Below are 19,398 nucleotides of genomic sequence, written 5' to 3' on the forward strand. Positions count from 1 at the left end.
CGCGGCCGTTTTTTCAATTGGCGGCGTCGATGGGCTTGCGCTTGTAGACATGAATGTAGTCGACGAGTAGCGCGGAGGGGTTCGGCGTTTCATCGATCGGCCAGCCCGCGCCGAGAGCGAGGTTCACCAGCGGATAAAACGGCATGTGGAACTCCTCCGGCGTGTCGAAGCTCCAGATGAACTGGCGGTCGAAGTAGAAGCTCGTCTTGTCCGGTTGGATATCGACGCCGTAGGTATGATAGTCGCTGTTCAAAATTCCGTCCTGAACCGTTTGCCAATGGCCGCCGGTGGAATTCTGGCCGCCCTGGGCCTGGCGCCAGATATGAAAGCCCATGCTGAACTCGTAGGGCGCGCGTCCATAGTATTCGAGCACGTCGATCTCGGCCGTATACTTCGACCGATCGAGCCCAATCAGCCAGAAGGCGGGCCAGACCCCCTTGCCCGGCGGCAGCTTCATCCGTACTTCGAAATAGCCGAATTGCTGCGAGAAGCCTTCGCCTTTGGGGTTCACTGCCGACAGCAGGCCCGAACGCCAGGTTCCGTCCTCTCCCTTGCGCGCCTCGATCTTCAGGATGCCCTGATCGGTGGTGAACGGAAAGCCGGGGGCCGGATCGGTGAAGCGGGCATCGCCGAAATCGCCGTTCCAAGGCGTGTGAGCGATCCAGCGGGAGCTTTTCTCTCCCCATGCAGAGACGTCGAGGCTGTCGAAATTCTCCTCGAACGTCAGCTGGTACGCATTCAAGTTGATCGGTTCCTGGGCCACGCTGGGCTGGCCGGGTAAAGCCCCGAGGCCGAGGACGACGAGCAAACCCAAAGCCTTGGAAGATATGCCGTAACGCATTCCGCGCCTCCAAAAACGCCAAACAATTCGTTGGACTGCACTTGTCTCTGTCATGAAGTGAGAATCTCATTGCGCCGCGGCATCAGCCTTTGAACGATAATGGTCTCGATGCCGTCGGGCCTTCCCAGAATCTGCCATACCAGCAGCGCGAAGACCCAGAAGATCGCCGCACCTGCCCCGCCGCAAAGCGCCAGCCCGACGATCAGGTTGAGGCCCGTCGGCATGGCGGCCAGCATCGGCTCCGCCCAGAACAGGAAAAGGATCATCGGCAGGCCGGCGACCAGCGGCCGGCAATAGGCATTCAGCTGCGCGGCAAAACTCGCGCCGATCATCCGCCTCGTGATGACGAGCGATGCGGCATAGGCGACGAGCACCGCGACGATCCGCGCGCCGAGCGCCCCCGCCACCTGAAAATAGACGATGCCCAGGATGGTGACCGGCACTCTGACGGCGAACTCGACAAACATCCTGAGCGCCAGGGAGCGGGTATTGTCCAGAACCATGGCCAATGCCGGCATGATGTTGGTGGGAAGACCAAGCAGGCTGACGAGGCAGAGCCATTGCAGGATCGGCGCCGCCGGCGCCCATTTCTCGCCGACAAGAATACGTACGGTCGGCTCGGCGAACATGGCGAGCGCGATGAGGATGGGCGCCGCGACGAAAGTGATCGCATTCGTCGCTTTCAGATAGGCAGCGACCAGATTGCGGCGGTCTTCGACGGTGGAGAATGCAGCCATCAGCGGGCGCAGCAGCGGTCCGACGAAGGTTTGGTATGGAATGCCGGCAATATTGTCGGCGACGCTATAGGCGCCGAATGTCGACAGCCCGCTGAACCGCGGCAGCAGCAGCCGGTCCAGCTGCCAGTTGATCGAATTCAGCACTTGCGACACGGTATTCCAGCTGATCATGTCCTGAAAACGCTTCCACTCGGAAAGGCCGAAAGCCGGCCGCATCGGCGCGAAGATGTAGGAGGTGATCATCGCGGCGGTCGGTCCCGCGACCGCCCCGATCGCCAGCCCCCAATAGCTGCCGGTCGTCGCAGCCACTCCAACCCCGAACAGCAATGTCGATCCCTTGGTGATGAGATCGAGCGCGAATTCGCGTTTGAAATCGAAACGCTGCATGAAGAGGACCATGCGCGGACTGATCATGCTGCGCATGGCGGGGGCAATCGAGAGAACGGCGACAAGGGCAAAAAGCCTGTGGTCGTCATAGATTATGGCCATCGGCCAGGAAATGAAGATCATCAACAGGCCGATGGCCGCCCCCCGAAGCAGGCTGAGGGTGAAGGCAGTGGCGAACATCTCGTCGGAAGGCGACGGCTGGCGCAACAGTGCCTGCGTCAGCGGCAGGTCCAGGACTGCCTCGACGATGACAAGCACCGAGGTCGCGATGGCGACCAGGCCGAAATCCGTCGGGCTCAAAAGCCTTGCGAGGACAAGGAGGCTGACGAAATCAAGCAGGCGCGCCAGGAATTTTCCGCTGATCGTCCAGATGCTCGCCGTCGCCGTCCGCTGAGATACGCTTGACATGATCTGTTATCATTCCTCGTCGGCAGTTGGAGACGGCTTCGATCGCGGTGGTACGGCAGGCAGCTCCGTTGCCTGCCGTCAGCCCGGCCGTCTTTTGAAGACGGCGGCCGCCCGGTCGCCATGATGGGACAATTGCTGCTCGATAAGGCCCGCCAGACTATCGCGGAACACGGTGGAGGAGAATTTCAGCGCGTGCGCGCGGATCGCCTGCGGATCGATATCGTCCTCGACCTCCTCGAACGCCGCCATCGTTTCCAGCAGGGCTTCCGTAGTCTGCTGGGCGAAGCGGAATCCGACCTGCGGCGAGGAAACGGTTTCCCTGGCGCCGCCGGCGTCGAAAGCGAGAACCGGCCGCCCTGATGCCATGACTTCCACAGGAAGGATGCCGAAATCCTCGATGCCGGGAAACAGGAGGGCGCGGCACCGCGACATGTGATCGCGCAGAACGTTGAAGGGCTGATGGCCGAGAAACTCAACGGTCGGTCCGGCGATCGACTTCAGATAGGGCAACTGCTCTCCCTCGCCGATCACGACCAATTTCCGGCCGGCCTCGGTGCAGGCGCGAACGGCGATATCGGGCCGCTTGTAGGCGGTCAGCTGCCCCGCATAGAGATAGAACTCGCCCTTCCCCTTCCCGATCGCGAAATCGTCAACTGCAACCGGCGGATGGATGACGACGGACTCCCGGTCGTAAAAGCGGCGGATGCGGCTTGCGACGTAGTCGGAATTGGCGACGAACATGTCGACGCGGGAGGCTGTCGTAACGTCCCACGCACGCAGCATCGGCGCGGTGATCGACATCAGGGCGCGCCCCACCCAGGGAAGACCATGCCGGTAGACATGGAACTGATCCCAGATGTATCGCATCGGCGAATGGCAATAGCAGATATGAAGGGCGTCGGCGCGCGTGATGATGCCCTTGGCAGGGCCGGATTCGCTCGACAGCACGAGATCGTAGTCCTGCAGATCGAACTGTTCGAGCGCGAAGGGCATCAGCGGCAGCATCTTGGTGTAATGGCGCTGCGCGCCGGGGATCTTTTGGAGGAAGGAGGTGCGGATATTGCGCGTCTTCAGGAAATTGCTGATGCGATCCCGGTTGCAGACGAGCGTGAAGATGTCGGCCTGCGGAAACATGCGGCACAGCTCTTCGACGACCTTCTCGCCGCCACGCATCGAAACGAGCCAATAATGCACGATGGCGACACGAAGCTGTTTGTTGTCGCTTTGGCTTCCGGCCTCGGCCGCACGTCTTTTCGCCAGGACAGGCGCATCGGCGAGAAAGGCTCTCGCATCGGGAAGAGAGGTTGTTGCTTCAAGGGTCAACTGAATACTCCTTCTATCGCCACACCGTCTGTCAGCTCGCAATCCGCATTCGTCGAAAGCAGGCCGTGATATTCGGCAAGGAGCGCGTCGCGCCATTCCTCGTGTGTCGAGGCAAGATCCGGCGACCTCAGAAAAGCGCGCTCGCTCATGGCGCGGACCTCATGCTCCGGCATGCGGCTGAATCGCGTCAAAGTATCGGCAAAGGCGCTTTCATCGGCCATATCGCAGGCGAGCGCCATGCCGGCTCTCTCCATTTCCTCGGCAAGAAAGGCGCTGCGTGACATGATGACGGGCAGGCCGCTCCGGGCCGCTTCGATCGCGACAAGACCGAATGGCTCGGGATAGCGTGAGGGCATCAGCAGCGCCCGCGCCTTGCGGACGATCGGGCCGATCTCGGCGTGCGATTGCCAGCCGACGGCCCTGACGTGATCTCCCGAAGCCTGGACCAGCGGCATCAGCGGTCCGTCCCCGATCACGCAGAGCCTGACGCCGGCCCTGCGCGTGGCTGCTATCGCATCCTCCACGCCTTTTTCCTCGTCCAGCCGCCCGATGAAGACGAACTCATCGTTAGCCTCCGCCTCGACGCGCTTCGTCGACAAGGGAGCAACGGGATTGCGGATCGTCGTCAGCCGTTCGGGGCCATAGCCGGCGCCGACGAGAAAGCCAGCCATCTTCTCATGCAGCAGGATGACCCGGCCGAATTCGGCCCGATCCTTCAGCAGCCGCAGGATGTTGGAGCCGCGGGCGACCCGCCATAATTTGTGCGAATAGCTTCTCTTGTCGCAGGCCGTGGCAATGCAGCTTCCGCCGAGCGGACGACGGAGGCAGATTTTCTGCGCCTGATAATCGAAAAAAGCGCCGTTGGGGCAGGCCGTGAAGAAATCATGCGCGTGAACCACGCATCGCGCGGCGACCGGCGCCAGCGCCCTGAAAATCGCGGGAGAGAGGATCTGGTGCCAGCCATGGACGTGGTAGACAGTATTGGCCGTGTCTTTTGCGGCAATCCAGTTCGCCACCATGCGGATGGCGGCGCTATTATGGATGCCAGTCACGAAGGCCTTCGCGCGCTCGGCGCTGAGCAGGTCGCGGCTGTTCAGCCCGACCATCGAGACCCCGAGCGCGGCAAGCTCCGCATTGGCCGCGCCGTCTCCGCAGATATAAGTGACGGGAATGTCGAGGCCGCGAAACAGCTTGGCCGACAGCACGGCCAGCGCCGTCGCGCCACCCCTGGCGGTCGAATAGTCGTCGATGATCACCACGCGGTCGATCTTTGTCCTGCCGAGGCCGGGAAAACGACTGACATTTGCGGTGGATCGCAGGACGTCGGGCAGCGACGGGCGCATCACTTCACCGAGACCGCGCCGTTGGCGCAAGCCTCGAGGGCCTTGCGGTTGACAATGCGGATCCTGCCCTGCCCTCCGTCAATAATCTTGCATTCCCGCAGCCGTCGCAGGCACTGGTTGACCTTCTCGCGGGACGCCGGCAGCGTCGCAGCCAGGTCGTTTTGCGAGATGATCAATTCATCCCCGTTGTTGGCCGCATCTTTTGCGTAAACGGCGGAGAGCCGCAGCAATGTGCTGGCCAATCTTGCCTGCAGGGTCGACGCGGCATTGGCAATGATCCTGAGTTCAAGCTCGGAGATACGCGCCAGCGCCCTGGAGAAGACCCTTTCCCGGAAGGAGGGATCGCTGGCGTACATATCGCGCAGCAGCCGGCCCTCGAAGAAATGCAGCTCGCAATTGGAGCTGGCCCGGTATTCGAGGGTCAACGTCTGCCTGCGCAAGACCTCGAGCTCGCCGATGAGGCCTGATTTCGGAATGATCTCGACGATGAACTCCCGTCCGTCCGGCAGCATCGTGCTCGCACTGACCAGTCCCGACTGCACGCGTGCGAAAGTATCGACGAGGACGCCGGCCCCGGCAATGACCTCGCCGCGGCGAAAACGTCGAACGCTCGAGCGGCAGGAAAGGAAATCGTCATCGAGAACGATGCGGCTGCTGAGATGAATGCCCCCTCCGGCGGGAATCCCCGCCTTGCCGAGGCCGGACCTACGATCCGATACGTGCGTCACTCCATCCATGCGCATAACTCCTAGTACTAGAATGACCATAGGCAATGCTGCACTGCATCATTTATATTACTTTAATATTGAAGTCAAATAACATCACGAAGAGACAGCGTAAAGATGAAGTCTACATTTAGTTGAGAACCAAAAATTACATCATTAGCTGAATTCAAAATATCGAAGAAGCCGCGCCATCCGGGACTATCTGCTAATTAAACAGTCTTGGTGAGTTAAAAAGCAGCAACAATCGAAATGGTGACATCAAAATTATAGATGAATTTACGGGGATTAATCACCTCTTGGTAAGTTATATCATTGATATGACTGAAAATAGGGCGGGAATTGGTAGTCGAAACTCGGTTGTGCCGTGTAGTAGCATAAAGAAATTATTAAGGATTATGACCTTGGTAACAGACAACCACGTTGCGGCGCAGCAAAGTTCGGACGGTTCTTGACCGGATGTTTTGGAGACCACCGATGACATGGGAAGCACATAGTTTCGAGGGCTGGTCGCGCGTCGGAAGGCCGGCAAAAGGCAGCGATCTCCATTCGTCGCGGCCGCATGCGGCAAGCAGATCATCCAAACGGGCGATAGACCTTGTTATCGCGATCACCGCCCTGGTCTTGCTCGCCCCGCTTCTGCTGTTCGTCGCCTTGATCGTGAAGCTCTCCGACCGCGGCCCGGTCTTCTATTCCCATACGCGCGTCGGCGTCGGCGGGGCACCGTTCGGATGCCTCAAATTCCGGACCATGAAGACCGATGCAAGCGCCCAGCTTGCCGAACTGTTGAAAAGCAATCCGGCTGCGCGCAGCGAATGGGAAGCGACGCGCAAGCTGAAGGACGATCCGAGAATTACCGCCGTCGGCGATATATTGCGGCGCTCGAGCATCGACGAGCTTCCTCAGCTCATCAACATCGTGCGCGGCGAAATGAGCCTTGTCGGTCCCCGTCCGATCACCGTCGAGGAGTTGCCTCGTTACGGCGAGCACATGTGGGCCTACATGGCCGTCCGCCCAGGCCTCACCGGTCACTGGCAAACCAGCGGACGCAACGACGTCAGCTACGAGTATCGGGTTTCCCTCGACGTTCACTATCTCAACAACTGGTCGCTCGCTCGGGACTTCGTCATCATCGCGAAGACCATACCTGCTCTGTTTTCGCAGCGCGGCTCTTACTGAGCATCCAGGGGAACTGCCGATCATGCCGGAAATCGGAAGATGCGCTGCTCCCCCGTCCCCTCCAAGCTGCCAACACCTGGTTCTCCCGTAGTCTCGCCATTTTGGATTAGGACGACATGACCTCAAGCACGATCTTCAGCGGCGTTTCCCCGATATCCCTGCCTCCGGCGTCCAACGGCGGGAGCAATTCGCCGCTGACCCCGCGGGATATGCTCTTTTTTCTCAGGATGCGCTGGCTGTGGATCGTGGCGACGACCGTCGTCTTCCTCGCAATGGCGGCAGGTTACCTCGTGACCGCCGTGCCGGCTTTCGTCGCCAGCACGCAGCTTGTGATCTTTCCCCAGGTGAGCGGCACCGAAGCACAGAGGGCTTTCGCAGAAGACGCTTTCATAGAAGGTCAGCTGGAGATCGCCAGGTCCAGCGACGTCGTCGGCGGAACGGTAAGAGTGCTCGATCTCGACAGCGATCCCGAGTTTGTCGATCGAGAGCCTTCGCTGCAGGATAGGACGAAGAACTGGCTGATGGGGATTTCTTCGCAAACGGAGACGGCATCGCAGGAAGCCGCAGGCAAAGGAACGCGCGGCGCACAGCCGCAGACGGAGGAAGAGCGGCTCCACGACTGGGCGATCGCCACGCTGGTGAACATGATCGAAATACGTCGGATCGGAAGCTCGACGATCATCGAGATATCGGCTTCGGCATCGACCCCTCAGAAGGCTGTCGCCATCGCCGATACGCTCGCCACGCAATATATCCAGAAGAACATCGCCATGAAGGCCGACGCCTCCCGGCAATATAGCGATTGGCTGGAGAAATTCATCAGGGAACAGCAGCGCGGTCTGGCCGATGCCGCCAGCGCCTTGAGCACCTTTACCAATACGCCGCGCGATCAGTTCAAGCTCGCGGAACTGCAGAGCGCGACGGATGCCCGCCGCACCCTTTATGAAAGCACCCTGACCCAGCTGACCGAAGCCAAGCAGCGCATAACCTATCCCGTGTCCGACGCCACGATCGTTTCGCGGGCAACGCTGCCGCTCTCGAAGGCAAGACCGCGCAGCACACTCATCATCGCCTTCGCGGGCGCCGTTGGCCTCGGCGTTGGCCTGGCGCTCGCCATCATCAGGCACGCCGGCGACCGCCGGATCGTCCGGCCCCATCAGATCGCGGAAGTCAATGGGCTGCCCTTCGTCACTTTGCTGTCGAGGTCGACGAAGACCCGCAATGGACAATTCGCGCGGTCCCCCGCCGCCGGCGCGGGCAGCAGCACCGCGACCACCTATCCCGTCATTCCCGGCATGGCGGAACTCAGCGCGACGGTCGTCGGCCTTCGGCGCAAACGCCGGGTTGTCATCGGTGTGGTCGCCGTCGATCCCGGCAACGGGGCATCGACCATCGCTTATGAACTTGCGGTTTTGTCGTCAATATCGGGGGCGCGAACGCTGCTGATCGATGCGGCTGCGCAGAAATCCTCGCTCAGCAAATCGATCGCCCCCCATAGTTCCATTGGTCTCGTCGATGTTCTCGACAATGGCGAGTTGATACAGACGGCCGCATTGCCGCTCGCCCCGACTCTGAAGTTTCTTCCCCTCGGCAAGGTCGAAGCGGTGACGCCGGCCATTCGCCTGAGTTCCCGTCGCACGCAGCTAAGCTTCGCCGAGCTAAAGAAGGAATTCGACGCCATATTCGTCGACATTTCCGCCTTCTCCACGTCGCCTGACGCCAATGCCATTGCGCCGGAGCTGGATGGGGTCCTCGTGATCACTTCGCATGGGCGCACCTCGATCGACGATACGACGCGCGTCATCGACACCATGCGCAATGTCGGCGCCGAAATCCTGGGCGCGGTCATCAACCATGCACCGAAGAGAATGCAGTCATGACCTTACCTTCGGCAGGAGCAACCAGTCACGGCGGGTCGACGCCGGCTCCCTGCGGCCCCGAAGCCATGGCGGGGCATGCAGGCCGTCCGTTGAGAATTGCCTTCGGCATCGCTTCGGCGGGCCGCGCTTCGATACTGCGGGAGACGGTCGATTATCTCGCCGGCCTGCCGGACCAGGCGGAACGGCTTATCGTCTGTGTGCCTGTGATCGACGACGCCGCCGGGCTCACCGACCGTCGCGGCCTCGACATCATCGTCGGCAGCCGCGGCCTGACCTCCCAGCGCAACAGGATCATCCAGGCAGCCGCCGCCGATACCGATATCCTGATCTTCCTGGACGACGACTTCATTCCGGCCGCCACCTTCCTGTCGCGCATGGCGAACGTCTTCGCGACGAAGCCCGAGGTCGTGATCGCCACGGGCGAAGTTCTCGCCGACGGCGTCCTGGACGGCGGCCTCCACATGTCGGAAGCGCTGCGGGTTCTCGAAACCGCGGGTGAAGCCGCCGAGCAGGTGACGGATGTCTATAACGCCTACGGATGCAACATGGCGGTCCGCCTTTCACCCGTCATCGAGCACGCGGTCAGCTTTGACGAAGCGCTGCCGCTTTATGGCTGGCTCGAGGATGTCGACTTCAGCAGGTCCATCGCCCGCTATGGCAGGTCCGTGCGCGTAGAAGGCGCCCGCGGCGTGCATCTCGGCGTCAGATCCGGACGCCAGCCCGGCCGCAGGCTCGGCTATTCGCAGGTTGCCAATCCCGCCTACCTGATCCGCAAGGGCACGATGTCGAAGGGCCGCGCGATCACGCAGATCGGCCGCAACATTCTGGCGAATGCGTCGGGCATTCTGTCCAACGACCGCCTGATCGACCGGTGGGGACGTTTGAACGGCAATCTGCTGGCGCTGTCCGACCTTTTCGTCGGCCGCGCCTCTCCGTCCCGCATTCTCGAATTCGCCAATCCCCTGCCGCGCGAAATGCCTTCGCCGTCGATCGCAACGAAACGGAGATAGACCGATGCAGCGCACCTCCTTGTCCGATCGCCTCATCTCAGCGGCACTTGCCCTGCTGGCATTCTGCTTCATGGCCGGTTGGAGCGCCGCTCACGCGCAGACATTTTCGCTCGTGCCGGAAGACAAGGTAAGGCTGCGCGTCGTCGAATGGCGCTCTACAGATTCGCGCTATGCCAGCTGGGAGGCGCTCGACGGTGTCTACACCATCGACGACGCCGGCAACCTCTCGATTCCGATCGCAGGCCAGGTGCAGGCAACCGGAAAGACGACCGAAGAACTCGCCGATGCCATCGCCAGCGCGCTGGGTGAAAAGGCGCAACTTCCGGGCAAGCCGTATATCGCCCTGGAGATTGCCGAACATGCGCCGATCTTCGTGACCGGAACCGTCCAGACCCCCGGGCGCTATCCCTTCGAACCCAACATGACCGTCATGAAGGCCGTCAGCATCGCCGGCGGCTTTCTGCGGGAACGCGAGGACAATACCTACTACGAGCGCGACCGGATCCAAGCCGCCGGCTCCTATCGAACCGCCGTTCTCAACCGGCGCGATCTCCTGATGCGCCAGGCACGCCTGCGCGCCGAAATCGCCGGCGAGCAGAGTTTCGAGATCCCTGCCGAACTCGTAGGTACGCCGGATGTGGACAAGCTGAAGGCCCAGGAATTGAACCTGATGCGGCTGCGGCGCATCGACATCGACAGCCAGATCGAAGCGGCCAACGATCTCACCCGTCTCTATGGACAGCAGGTCGAGTCGCTCGAGGCCAAGATCAGCACGCAAAAACGGCAGATCGAGCTTGCCCAGAAGGAATTGGACAACGTCAACAGCCTCGTGACCAAGGGCCTTGTCAGCAACTCCCGCCAGGTTTCGGTCGACCGCTGGGTCGCGGACGCTCAAGGCACGCTGATCGATCTTGAAGTTGCCCTCACCACGGCTCGCCAGGGCCTCAGCGAGGCCGACCGCTCCAAGATCAACATCGTCAACAGGCAGAACAGTGAAAATCAGGATCTGCTGAACCAGGTCAATCTCGCAATCGGCAGGGCGGCGATCGATATACAGGTGGCGCAGCTTCTGGGCGAGCAGGCCGGCTACGATGCTCAACTCGCCCAGATCCATGCAGAGACGCCGGGCGTCGGCAGAGCGCAGAAGAACTACAGGATCGTCCGTCGCAACGACGACGGAACCTCTTGTACCATCGTGGCGGACGAGCAAACGGCATTGCTGCCGCATGATCTCGTCGAAATCGGTTTGGACACCGCCCTTCAGGCATCGCCATCACAGCCGCAGCCTGAGGGCGCGCCGCAAAGGCAGAGCTCGACAGCTCCATTGTCCGATGTGGCCGTGGACAATCGCGCGGCCGCCGGCTGGATATCCCAGGCGGGATCGAATTAGGAGGCTGTTGTGATCATCGACGACAGCCGGCGGCTTTCGCTCCGGGCAAGCCGAAAAGTGGACGCCGGTCTTCGGCAAAAGCGCTGCCCCGGCGGTTCTCCTCTGGGATCGGGAGCGGAAACATGTCGATAGAACCGATCGGCTTCATCACCCTCTTCCTTGGCGTGCTCACCATGGTCAACGGTGCGCGCTTCGCGATCGTGGCCCTTTGCCTGCTGACGCTGCTCGGCGCCGCAGCCGCTCTGCAGTTGCCCGCTCTTGGCGGCAGCAGCATTCAGCCGAGCCATCTTCTGGTGCTCTTTCTCGTCGCGGCCGTCCTGCTGCGCCCCGTTCAGACGCAGGCCACGCTCACAAGCCTCGCCTATCCGGGTCCCAGCTTCTGGTTTGCCGCCTATATCCTGTTTTCCGTGGTGTCGTCTTTCTTCCTGCCCCGTATCTTTGCCGGTGCGACCCTCGTCTATTCCTCCGCACGAGACCCCTCCGGCATGATGTCGACGGTGGCCGCTCCGCTCGCTCCCGGCTCATCCAATCTCAGCCAGTCCGTCTATTTGCTGGGTGACCTCGCCTGCTTTGCGGTCGTCGCCGGGCTTGCGAGACTGGGATATGCCCGTTTCATCTCGCGGCAGCTGATCATAGCCTCGATCGTATGTTTCGCCTTCGCGCTTATCGATTGGGGAACGTTCCTGACCGGCCAGTCGCAGCTGCTCGATATCATCAGAAATGCGAACTATACGATGCATACGGCCGAGGCGATCCACGGCTTCAAGCGCATCGTCGGTCCCTTTCCCGAGGCGAGCATGTACGGCGCCGTCGCATTGGCTTATTTCTGCTTCGCGCTCATGCTTTGGCTGGAGCGCGTTCAAAGCGGCCTGGCGGGGCTTGCAACTCTCCTCATCGGCCCGACGATCGTTCTGTGCACATCGACAACCGCCTATATCGCAGGTGTCATCGCCGTCTGCATGTTCGTGCTGTTCTGCCTGAAGCGACTGATCCGCGGCCCGACCGCCGCCTCGCACGTGACGTTCCTGGTGATCACGCTGTTCCTGATCCCTTGCGCCATCGTCGCGCTCAGCCTTGTCCCCGATGCATGGGATTCCGTTGCCGGTCTCGTGAACACCACCGTCTCGGACAAGCTCCAGTCGCAATCCGGCGAAGAACGCACCGCCTGGAACACGCTGGCATTGATCGCCTTCGTCGACACCGCCACTTTCGGCGCCGGGCTCGGCACGGTTCGGGCCTCAAGTTTCATTGCCGCATTGCTGTCCAATGTCGGATTGACCGGCACCCTTCTTTTCGCCAGCTTCCTCTACAGCCTTTTGAGAGCGTCCGGCCGGCGCATATCCGGCGATCGCGAGACGCATGCGATCGGAAACGCCGCGATCATGGCATCCATTGCGCAGATCGGCTCGGCGGCAATCTCGGGAAGCGGTACCGATCTTGGTCTGTTGTTCAGCACCACCGCCGGTCTGGCGGCGGGGTGTCTGGCAGACCCCTACATCGCACGGCATCCGGCCGCCCGGATGCTCACGAACCGGCGCCCACCGGAGGCTTCGGCGTCTCTTACGAGAACGCCGACGTTGGTAACGCGATGATCGCCGATTTTATCCCGACATCAGCCTTGCTGACGCTCGCTCGCGGCAGCGACACTGTCTGCGGCGGAACTGCTTTCCCGCGACCTGGCGCTGCGCCGTACAAATCCGGACAGGAACACGCCCGCGACATAGCCGATTTCCATGAGCACGAGGATAGCAATGCCGGAAAGCATCGCCGCAGCTACGGAAGACCCGTCCGCGAAAGTCACCCTGCCGAAGCCGATTGCCACAAGGAACGCGAATATTGCGAAGGCCCAGGCCCGGATGGAAGTGCCGGCAGCGATCGAAACCAGAGCGGCCACGAGTGCGGTGATCAGCATGACAATCCTCCTTCCCTCTGCATCCCGACAGCGGTCCGCGCGGTAACCCTCGACCCGCGGAACACGATATCAAAACACAGCCTCGAGACAGGCAAGGCACTCTTCATGGCGAATATCTCAACAATGAATCATCCCAAAGCCGCCGGCAGCCAGGCGCCGTTCCATCCAACGGGCAGGTCTGCCAGCCGCAATATATACAGGACTGGGCCGTCATACGACAGGTCCGTCGGCTCTATCAACAACTGTTCCCTCGACCTGCAGGACAACAATGCTTCGCTGCTATTGCAGGCAACCGGAAGGGTGATGACATGAACAACCAATGCATCGTTTACGTCACGGACGTCGAGTATTCTTTTCCGACCATTCTGTCGGCGCTCCAGGCTCGCAAATTTGCAAGCCCTGCAACAGATGTCTGCGTCCTCATGTCCGAACATCTCGCCAATTTCGAAGAGCTTAAAGCGCTGCTTGCGGCAAGCAGGGTCGAATTGATCGATGCGGCCGAAGCGCTGCAGGATTCGCTCGGCAAGCTCGACGGTTCGCATTTTCAGGGACGCATCAGTGTCAGCACGATGGCCAAACTGGTCCTTTGCGAAGTCCTGCCCGCCAACTATACCCAGATCATCTACCTTGATGGGGATACGCAGATCGTCAGCGATCTCGGCGCATTCGAAAGCGCCGCCGTTCCCGAGGGCCGGTTTTTCGCGGCCCGCGACTACACGGCGATCCACGACTTTCTCGCCACAGGAAAGAACAGCCACTATTTCAACGCCGGTGTCCTGAAGTTCCATCGCAACGGCTGGATCGGGCAGGAGGCGCTCGAACTTTTTGCCAGAAATCCCGAAGCATGCGATGGCAAGCATGATCAGGGCGCATTGAACTATGTCTGCGGCACCTCGCTCATCCTGATATCGAACCGCTGGAATTTCCCCAAGCAGTTCCTTCACCTCGTCAACATGTCCTCCTTGTCGATCGTCCATTATATGGCGCATCCAAAGCCGTGGCATGGAACCTTCTTTCCGTGGACCGACACGGAAAGCCAAGTCTATGTCGACCTGCGCAAGGCACATCCGATCTATAACTCGCTGTATCGCGGAATAAGCTTCGATCGTAAGATGCTGTATAAATACCGGTCGATACGGGCGCGCATCCACAACGCCATCGAGAATGGCGGACCCAATCCGCGGGTCCAGAGCCTCCTGGTCGGCGACTATGCCGTATGACGATGCATTGTTGGTTCGCCCCGAGATGAGCTATGCCGCTTCCGCCGCCAGCATCTCGCACTATGTCAAAGCTCGCCTGCGTCGCTCGCTCAAGGCCCGGCAGCTTCGCTACAACAGGCTGCGCAGCGGCCTCAAGCAGGCGCGTCACGTCCTCATCTGCGTGATCCGTGACGAAGGGCACCGGCTGGCATTCTTCCTGCAATATTATCGCGATCTCGGCTTCGAGCACTTCATCTGTATCGACAACGGCTCGACGGATGGCACCATCGAATTGCTGTCAGGCTTCGACGACGTTTCCCTGATTTCCGCTCATGGGTCCTATAAGGCAGCGAGGTTCGGAAACGACTGGATCAACGAAGTCATCAATCGCCATTGCCGGGACAAATGGGTCCTCTATGTCGATGCGGACGAGTTCCTGGTCTATCCGCATTGCGACATCCGGCCGATCGATCAATTGACCGCCTACATCGAATCCATGGGCGGCCACTCCCTCCGCTCGGTCATGATCGATATGTACAGCCCGCACCCGGTTCTTGAAAACATATGCGAACCCGGTCGAAACCCGCTGGAGGTCTGCAATCTCTTCGACCGATCCGGTTATGTCGCGCATTTCGACAAACGCAATCGGACGATATGGATCAAGGGCGGCGTCCGCGGGCGCGTCTATTTCCGCAATCGGCTCTGGGACGGCCCCGCGCTCAACAAGATACCCCTGGTCTATGTTGCCGGCGAACGCCTGTTCCTCAAGTCGTCGCACCAGGTCTGGCCGCTTTCCCTAAATTTGGGCGAGATGCGCGGGGCGCCCGGCGTATCCGGCGCTCTCCTGCATTTCAAGTTCCTGTCGACCTTCGTACACAAGGTCGCCGATGCGGCGCACCGCGCTGAACATACGGAGGAATATACCGTTTATTCCTCGAGTAAGGAGATCGATCATTTCGTCTATGACGATACTGGCACTTACCGAAGCTGGAAGGATCTGTCCGATCACGGACTGATCCAGGGCGAAGGATGGAAATACTGGAAGAACGCTTCGGAGAGCGAGGTCTAAAGCATACGGCCGCAACCGGCCAGGCGGCGGGTCTCGACGGGTTTCCCTTATTCTATTTGCCTTTATCCAGCCGCCTCATGCATCGCCCTCGGCATAAGCTTCCAGCGCCTTTCGATTGAGAATGCGGATCTTGCCCTGTGCCCCATCGACCACCTTGCCCTCGCGCAAGCGCCGCAGGCACTGATTGACCTTTTCACGCGATGCCGGCAGCGTCGCGGCAAGATCATGCTGGGAGATGATGAGCTCGTCGCCGCCATTCTGCGCATCCGTCCTGTAGACGGCGGAAAGACGCAGCAGTGTCCGGGCCAATCTCTGCCTTAAATTCGACCCGGCATTGGAAATGAGACGCAGTTCGAGTTCGGAAACGCGCGCCAAGGCCTTCGACAGGATTTTCACCTGAAATTGCGGATTGTTTGCGCAAAATTCCCGTAGCAAGCGCCCGTCGAAGAAATGCAGTTCGCAAACCGACAAGGCCCGATATTCGAGACTGAGAGGCTGCTTGCGCAGTACCTCCAGCTCGCCGATCAAGCCGCCCTTCGGAATGAATTCAACGATGAACTCCCGACCGTCAGGCAAAGGCGTGCTCGCACTTACCATTCCGCGCTGTACGCGGGCGAAAATGTCGATGAGGACACCGGCACCGGCAATGACTTCACCACGGCGAAATTTCCGAATACTCGACCGGGAAAACGGGAACTCGTGATCCAAATTCGCTCCGCCACCGTATTGAACACCAGGCCGGAAAGTATCCACCTCGCTTATTCCTGAGGTATTTCTTCCGGTCTTGTCGCCCCTGATGGTAACTACCCCGCCCATACGCGAAACTCCACGCAGACAAATTGGCCTATTGCCGTCAATAACATTCGTATTATGTTAAACTAGAAAGTAAAACAACAGCATAATAAAAACTACGTGTTTAAGTTATACGCTATTATGACGATTCCTCACTTTTGTATAAGTAATAAATCATAAACAATTCTAGAGACAAAAGCGAAATTTTAATCAACTGGCGTTTTTATACGATAAAATACAATTACTCGCTCAATGAACAAAATTCAAAATCTCAAGCACATCCATTGATAACAAAAAACTCTAAAGTAATTTCTTCAAAAATCCACATCATTTAAGAATTATTACCTCGCTTATTCACAAAATACACTTTAGAACACAAAGAATTTATTCCCGGATATGACCGCGGTCACAGACATTAAACCTGCATTAACACAAGCTTTGGCTGTGATTTCTACCATGGGCTGACGGAGATACGGGTGGCGGGAAAAAATCAGGGCATGAACCTCATGGAACCTTGGCAGAGTTTCGCCAAGGCCCGGCAGCAAAGACGTCCGTTCAATTCGTCACAATCTCATGCGATCAGCAGAATGCTAAAGCGCGCATTGGACATTATCATTGCAGCGGGCCTCCTGTTCCTGCTGTCGCCGCTCCTTCTGTCAGTGGCAGCCATTGTCACGCTAAGTGATCGGGGACCCATTTTCAAAAGCCATATTCGGGTCGGTTATAAGGGGAAAGAGTTTGGTTGCCTCAGGTTTCGCACGGCAAGCGCCGAAGCGACGCTCAATCCTCATTTGACCGTCATCGGCGATACCCTCGTACGATCAAGGCTCGACAAGCTTCCGCAGCTGATCAACGTGCTGTTCGGTCAAATGAGCCTCGTCGGGCCGCGCGCGATTACAAAAGAAGAATTGCCGCGTTACGGCGAGCATGCCTATGCCTACATGAGCGTCCGTCCGGGCCTTACCGGCCATTGGCGGACCGGTGCGCACAGCGACGCCAGCTATCAGACGAAGCTTGCTCTCGACGTCGAATACTTATCCAATTGGACGTTTGCATGGGACTTCGTGATCATGGCGAAAACGCTCTCTGCCCAGCTTTCCCGGCACGCTCTATTGCCCAGACTGGACTCCTAAGCATCTCGCGCAAAGTCTGAAGATCGCGCCCGCGCCTCTCTCGCGCAGCGCAGCACCGCAAACGTGATGATTTCATCCATTGGGGCCCTTGCCGGTCACATGCGAACGCTCAGCAATGGAATTCTTTTTCCGGCGCTTTTGAATATGCCCCCCCAGGGAAAAGGCAAAGAGGCCCGCCAGATAACATATCTCCATAACGAGAAGCATTTCGAGGCAGGAAACGATCGTTTCCGTCAAAGAGGAACCCTTCAGCAAAATCACGATGCCCAAGGCCGTGACCAGCAGAAATGCGAAAACCACAAAGGCCCAGGCGCGAATGGTCGCTCCGGCAGCGATGGAGACTGCAACCACGACGAGCGCGCTCTTCAGCATTACGACCCCTCTCTTCACGCCTCCTTCAAGCTATTGTCGCCTTCAATGACATGACAAAACCCGAAGTCGAAACGAAGTTCGATCGAAGTATTTTATCTGTTATCGTTAAAATATTGCTAAAATCTACGAATAAGCCGCCGGAAGCGCGTCGAGGAATATTCGACTATTCATCGAACGGAGAAACAGAATCATAGAAAACCGGGAAATCAAGGAATACCACGACCGGAAAAATTTCACTGTTGCGGGCCTATATAAGCGCTGGGAGATGCAACCAAGGCGACCTCCCACCGAGCTGGACTTTCGTTTGATGTTCCGGAAAAGGCAAGCGCCAGCATAGATTTAGGCAATGAATGCAGAGATGCTCTGCGTATCGTCTCGCGGGTTCGGCAGAGATTTCCCGCGCACCGAGCGGCAAGCCACGCATCAACGAAACAGGGCTCGCAACGATGGCGAGCCCTGCGGATCTCTTACCAGTAAAAGCCCCTGCGATGGAACTGTCAGCCTCGATGCTCCGTCATGGACAGGACAAGGCATGCGGCCGGAGGTTCCGGCCACACCAGAAAGCCTATTTCGAGACCGCGCCGGCCAATTCCTGCTTTGCACCGCGTTGCAGGCTGAGATTTTCGAGCCATGTGACTTGCTTGCGCAATTTCAGCGCCGGCCTCTCGATGAATCTCCAGGAAAAAGCGGCAAAGCAGGCGGCGACGATACTGCAGACGATACCGTTCAGCCACCAATTGTGCGCCCAAGGCCCAAGTGCCACGAACGCCTGCTGGATCGGATAACCGTAGAGGAAGACGCCGTAGGAATAGTCGGCGCCGCGCAGGATGCTGAGCTTCGGCGGTGAGGTGAGACCGAGGAAGACCGTGACATAACCCATTGCCGGAATGGCAATGAAATCCCCGAAGGACGTGAACCAATAGGCGCCCAGGATGACCGCCACGGAGGCGAAGAAAATTCTGAGGTCCCAGAGAACCTTGTCCCTGTAGAGATAGAAGGTCACCCCCGCCAGGAAAGCACAAATAAGCAGATTGCCCGATGCGGTCGTCGGCATGACGCCCCAGTCACTTTCGTGCTTCCAGTACCGTGCAATTGCAAAGCCTATGATCAATACAGGCGTTGCGATGAGGGCGATAACGCGCCGCCTGACCACGCCGAGCAGGAAGAGCGCGGCGATCACCATGTAGCATTCGAGCTCGAAGGGCACCGTCCAGAGCTGCCCGTTGACCATCGCTGCGTCAGGATTGTCCAGGAAGACACCCGGAAGATTGTAATGAATGTGCCCGGTGACATTCATGAGATATGAAAAGAACTGCGGATCGGCGAAGTAGTCACGCAGGTCATACTCTGTATAGATCGCTCCGAGTATAAAGGCGGCCAGCAATACCTCTACGGCGAGTGCAGGATAGATCCGGATAAACCGGTTACCCAGGAAGGAGATCAATGTCTTCGATCGCTCGAGACTGCCGGCCACCAGGAACCCGCTCAGGGCAAAGAACATGGGTAGGACGGACTTCAGCAAAGGACGAAGGGGTGACTCCCAGAGAAACAGATCATCGCCATAGGTGACGCGGGCCGTATGTATCCAAAGCACTGAAAAAGCTAATAATAATCGCATATAATCAAAACCTGTCGGCCGCCCGTTCGCTAGTTCAAGCTTTTCCCCGAGAACCATCTGTGCCCCTTTCAGAAATATTGACG

17 protein-coding genes are annotated in these 19,398 nt (G+C 59.0%); 8 read left to right on the forward strand and 9 right to left on the reverse strand.

Features of this window, described 5'->3' with window-relative positions:
* Positions 1-13: 13 nt before the first annotated feature.
* The 5 genes from NE852_RS17805 to NE852_RS17825 form a co-directional block, all read right to left on the reverse strand.
* Positions 14-841, reverse strand: coding sequence for a glycoside hydrolase family 16 protein (locus NE852_RS17805; protein WP_008534888.1), 828 nt, complete (start codon positions 839-841; stop codon positions 14-16).
* A 50-nt stretch (positions 842-891) separates the two neighbouring features.
* Positions 892-2,373 carry a lipopolysaccharide biosynthesis protein gene (locus NE852_RS17810; RefSeq protein ID WP_008534891.1) on the reverse strand — a complete coding sequence of 494 codons (1,482 nt, stop codon included), beginning with the start codon at positions 2,371-2,373 and terminating at the stop codon, positions 892-894.
* Positions 2,374-2,451: 78 nt separating this feature from the next.
* Positions 2,452-3,696, reverse strand: coding sequence for a glycosyltransferase family 4 protein (locus tag NE852_RS17815; protein WP_008534894.1), 1,245 nt, complete (start codon positions 3,694-3,696; stop codon positions 2,452-2,454).
* Complete coding sequence (locus tag NE852_RS17820) at positions 3,693-5,039, reverse strand: glycosyltransferase family 4 protein (RefSeq protein WP_258155892.1); 1,347 nt, start codon at positions 5,037-5,039, stop codon at positions 3,693-3,695. Before NE852_RS17820 ends, NE852_RS17815 begins: the two co-directional genes overlap by 4 nt.
* The gene (locus tag NE852_RS17825) at positions 5,039-5,776 is read right to left on the reverse strand and encodes a Crp/Fnr family transcriptional regulator (protein WP_008534912.1); all 738 of its coding nucleotides are present in this window, start codon (positions 5,774-5,776) and stop codon (positions 5,039-5,041) included. The genes NE852_RS17820 and NE852_RS17825 overlap by 1 nt, the downstream gene beginning before the upstream one ends.
* 462 nt (positions 5,777-6,238) lie before the next feature.
* On the opposite strand from NE852_RS17825, the gene NE852_RS17830 reads away from it, so the two are divergent.
* The 5 genes from NE852_RS17830 (at position 6,239) to NE852_RS17850 (ending at position 12,812) form a co-directional block, all read left to right on the forward strand.
* A complete protein-coding gene (locus tag NE852_RS17830; RefSeq protein ID WP_008534914.1) occupies positions 6,239-6,940 on the forward strand; it encodes a sugar transferase in 702 nt (233 codons plus the stop codon).
* Between the two features lie 116 nt (positions 6,941-7,056).
* On the forward strand, positions 7,057-8,820 hold the full coding sequence (locus NE852_RS17835; RefSeq protein WP_008534916.1) for a tyrosine-protein kinase domain-containing protein: 1,764 nt from the start codon (positions 7,057-7,059) through the stop codon (positions 8,818-8,820).
* Positions 8,817-9,830: a glycosyltransferase family 2 protein gene (locus tag NE852_RS17840; RefSeq protein ID WP_205621995.1), complete on the forward strand. Its 1,014-nt coding sequence runs from the start codon at positions 8,817-8,819 to the stop codon at positions 9,828-9,830. Before NE852_RS17835 ends, NE852_RS17840 begins: the two co-directional genes overlap by 4 nt.
* A 4-nt stretch (positions 9,831-9,834) precedes the next feature.
* Positions 9,835-11,220, forward strand: a complete 1,386-nt coding sequence (locus NE852_RS17845; protein WP_258155893.1) for a polysaccharide biosynthesis/export family protein — start codon at positions 9,835-9,837, stop codon at positions 11,218-11,220.
* Positions 11,221-11,342: 122 nt separating this feature from the next.
* Positions 11,343-12,812 (forward strand): hypothetical protein, encoded by a 1,470-nt coding sequence (locus NE852_RS17850; RefSeq protein WP_008534929.1) that lies wholly within the window; start codon positions 11,343-11,345, stop codon positions 12,810-12,812.
* A 20-nt stretch (positions 12,813-12,832) separates the two neighbouring features.
* Here the strand turns inward: NE852_RS17850 and NE852_RS17855 are convergent, their stop codons facing one another.
* Positions 12,833-13,132, reverse strand: a complete 300-nt coding sequence (locus tag NE852_RS17855; protein WP_008534931.1) for a membrane protein — start codon at positions 13,130-13,132, stop codon at positions 12,833-12,835.
* A 308-nt stretch (positions 13,133-13,440) separates the two neighbouring features.
* Between NE852_RS17855 and NE852_RS17860 the strand changes: the two genes are divergently transcribed.
* Positions 13,441-14,352 (forward strand): glycosyltransferase, encoded by a 912-nt coding sequence (locus NE852_RS17860; protein WP_008534933.1) that lies wholly within the window; start codon positions 13,441-13,443, stop codon positions 14,350-14,352.
* Between the two features lie 25 nt (positions 14,353-14,377).
* Positions 14,378-15,400 carry a glycosyltransferase family 2 protein gene (locus NE852_RS17865; RefSeq protein ID WP_037175039.1) on the forward strand — a complete coding sequence of 341 codons (1,023 nt, stop codon included), beginning with the start codon at positions 14,378-14,380 and terminating at the stop codon, positions 15,398-15,400.
* Between the two features lie 75 nt (positions 15,401-15,475).
* Here NE852_RS17865 and NE852_RS17870 read toward each other — a convergent pair whose 3' ends face one another.
* Positions 15,476-16,216: a Crp/Fnr family transcriptional regulator gene (locus NE852_RS17870; protein ID WP_037175033.1), complete on the reverse strand. Its 741-nt coding sequence runs from the start codon at positions 16,214-16,216 to the stop codon at positions 15,476-15,478.
* Positions 16,217-16,668: 452 nt separating this feature from the next.
* Here NE852_RS17870 and NE852_RS17875 point away from each other — a divergent pair, with 452 nt between their 5' ends.
* Positions 16,669-17,325: a sugar transferase gene (locus NE852_RS17875; RefSeq protein WP_037175035.1), complete on the forward strand. Its 657-nt coding sequence runs from the start codon at positions 16,669-16,671 to the stop codon at positions 17,323-17,325.
* Positions 17,326-17,397: 72 nt separating this feature from the next.
* Here NE852_RS17875 and NE852_RS17880 read toward each other — a convergent pair whose 3' ends face one another.
* Together NE852_RS17880 and NE852_RS17885 are read right to left on the reverse strand one after the other, a co-directional pair.
* The gene (locus NE852_RS17880; protein WP_008534941.1) at positions 17,398-17,697 is read right to left on the reverse strand and encodes a hypothetical protein; all 300 of its coding nucleotides are present in this window, start codon (positions 17,695-17,697) and stop codon (positions 17,398-17,400) included.
* Positions 17,698-18,262: 565 nt separating this feature from the next.
* Positions 18,263-19,372 (reverse strand): acyltransferase, encoded by a 1,110-nt coding sequence (locus tag NE852_RS17885; protein WP_037175037.1) that lies wholly within the window; start codon positions 19,370-19,372, stop codon positions 18,263-18,265.
* Positions 19,373-19,398 lie beyond the last annotated feature (26 nt).

It is taken from the genome of Rhizobium sp. Pop5, assembly GCF_024721175.1.
In the GTDB taxonomy this organism is placed as follows: Bacteria; Pseudomonadota; Alphaproteobacteria; order Rhizobiales; family Rhizobiaceae; genus Rhizobium.

Bases quoted from the DNA above. Each gene is read 5' to 3' on its own strand.
- NE852_RS17840 (WP_205621995.1), top strand. From the start codon at position 8,817: ATGACCTTACCTTCGGCAGGAGCAACCAGTCACGGCGGGTCGACGCCG.
- NE852_RS17870 (WP_037175033.1), bottom strand. From the start codon at position 16,216: ATGGGCGGGGTAGTTACCATCAGGGGCGACAAGACCGGAAGAAATACC.
- NE852_RS17855 (WP_008534931.1), bottom strand. From the start codon at position 13,132: ATGCTGATCACCGCACTCGTGGCCGCTCTGGTTTCGATCGCTGCCGGC.
- NE852_RS17830 (WP_008534914.1), top strand. From the start codon at position 6,239: ATGACATGGGAAGCACATAGTTTCGAGGGCTGGTCGCGCGTCGGAAGG.
- NE852_RS17825 (WP_008534912.1), bottom strand. From the start codon at position 5,776: ATGGATGGAGTGACGCACGTATCGGATCGTAGGTCCGGCCTCGGCAAG.
- NE852_RS17805 (WP_008534888.1), bottom strand. From the start codon at position 841: ATGCGTTACGGCATATCTTCCAAGGCTTTGGGTTTGCTCGTCGTCCTC.
- NE852_RS17865 (WP_037175039.1), top strand. From the start codon at position 14,378: ATGAGCTATGCCGCTTCCGCCGCCAGCATCTCGCACTATGTCAAAGCT.
- NE852_RS17810 (WP_008534891.1), bottom strand. From the start codon at position 2,373: ATGTCAAGCGTATCTCAGCGGACGGCGACGGCGAGCATCTGGACGATC.
- NE852_RS17885 (WP_037175037.1), bottom strand. From the start codon at position 19,372: ATGGTTCTCGGGGAAAAGCTTGAACTAGCGAACGGGCGGCCGACAGGT.
- NE852_RS17845 (WP_258155893.1), top strand. From the start codon at position 9,835: ATGCAGCGCACCTCCTTGTCCGATCGCCTCATCTCAGCGGCACTTGCC.
- NE852_RS17835 (WP_008534916.1), top strand. From the start codon at position 7,057: ATGACCTCAAGCACGATCTTCAGCGGCGTTTCCCCGATATCCCTGCCT.
- NE852_RS17820 (WP_258155892.1), bottom strand. From the start codon at position 5,039: ATGCGCCCGTCGCTGCCCGACGTCCTGCGATCCACCGCAAATGTCAGT.
- NE852_RS17880 (WP_008534941.1), bottom strand. From the start codon at position 17,697: ATGCTGAAGAGCGCGCTCGTCGTGGTTGCAGTCTCCATCGCTGCCGGA.
- NE852_RS17860 (WP_008534933.1), top strand. From the start codon at position 13,441: ATGAACAACCAATGCATCGTTTACGTCACGGACGTCGAGTATTCTTTT.
- NE852_RS17850 (WP_008534929.1), top strand. From the start codon at position 11,343: ATGTCGATAGAACCGATCGGCTTCATCACCCTCTTCCTTGGCGTGCTC.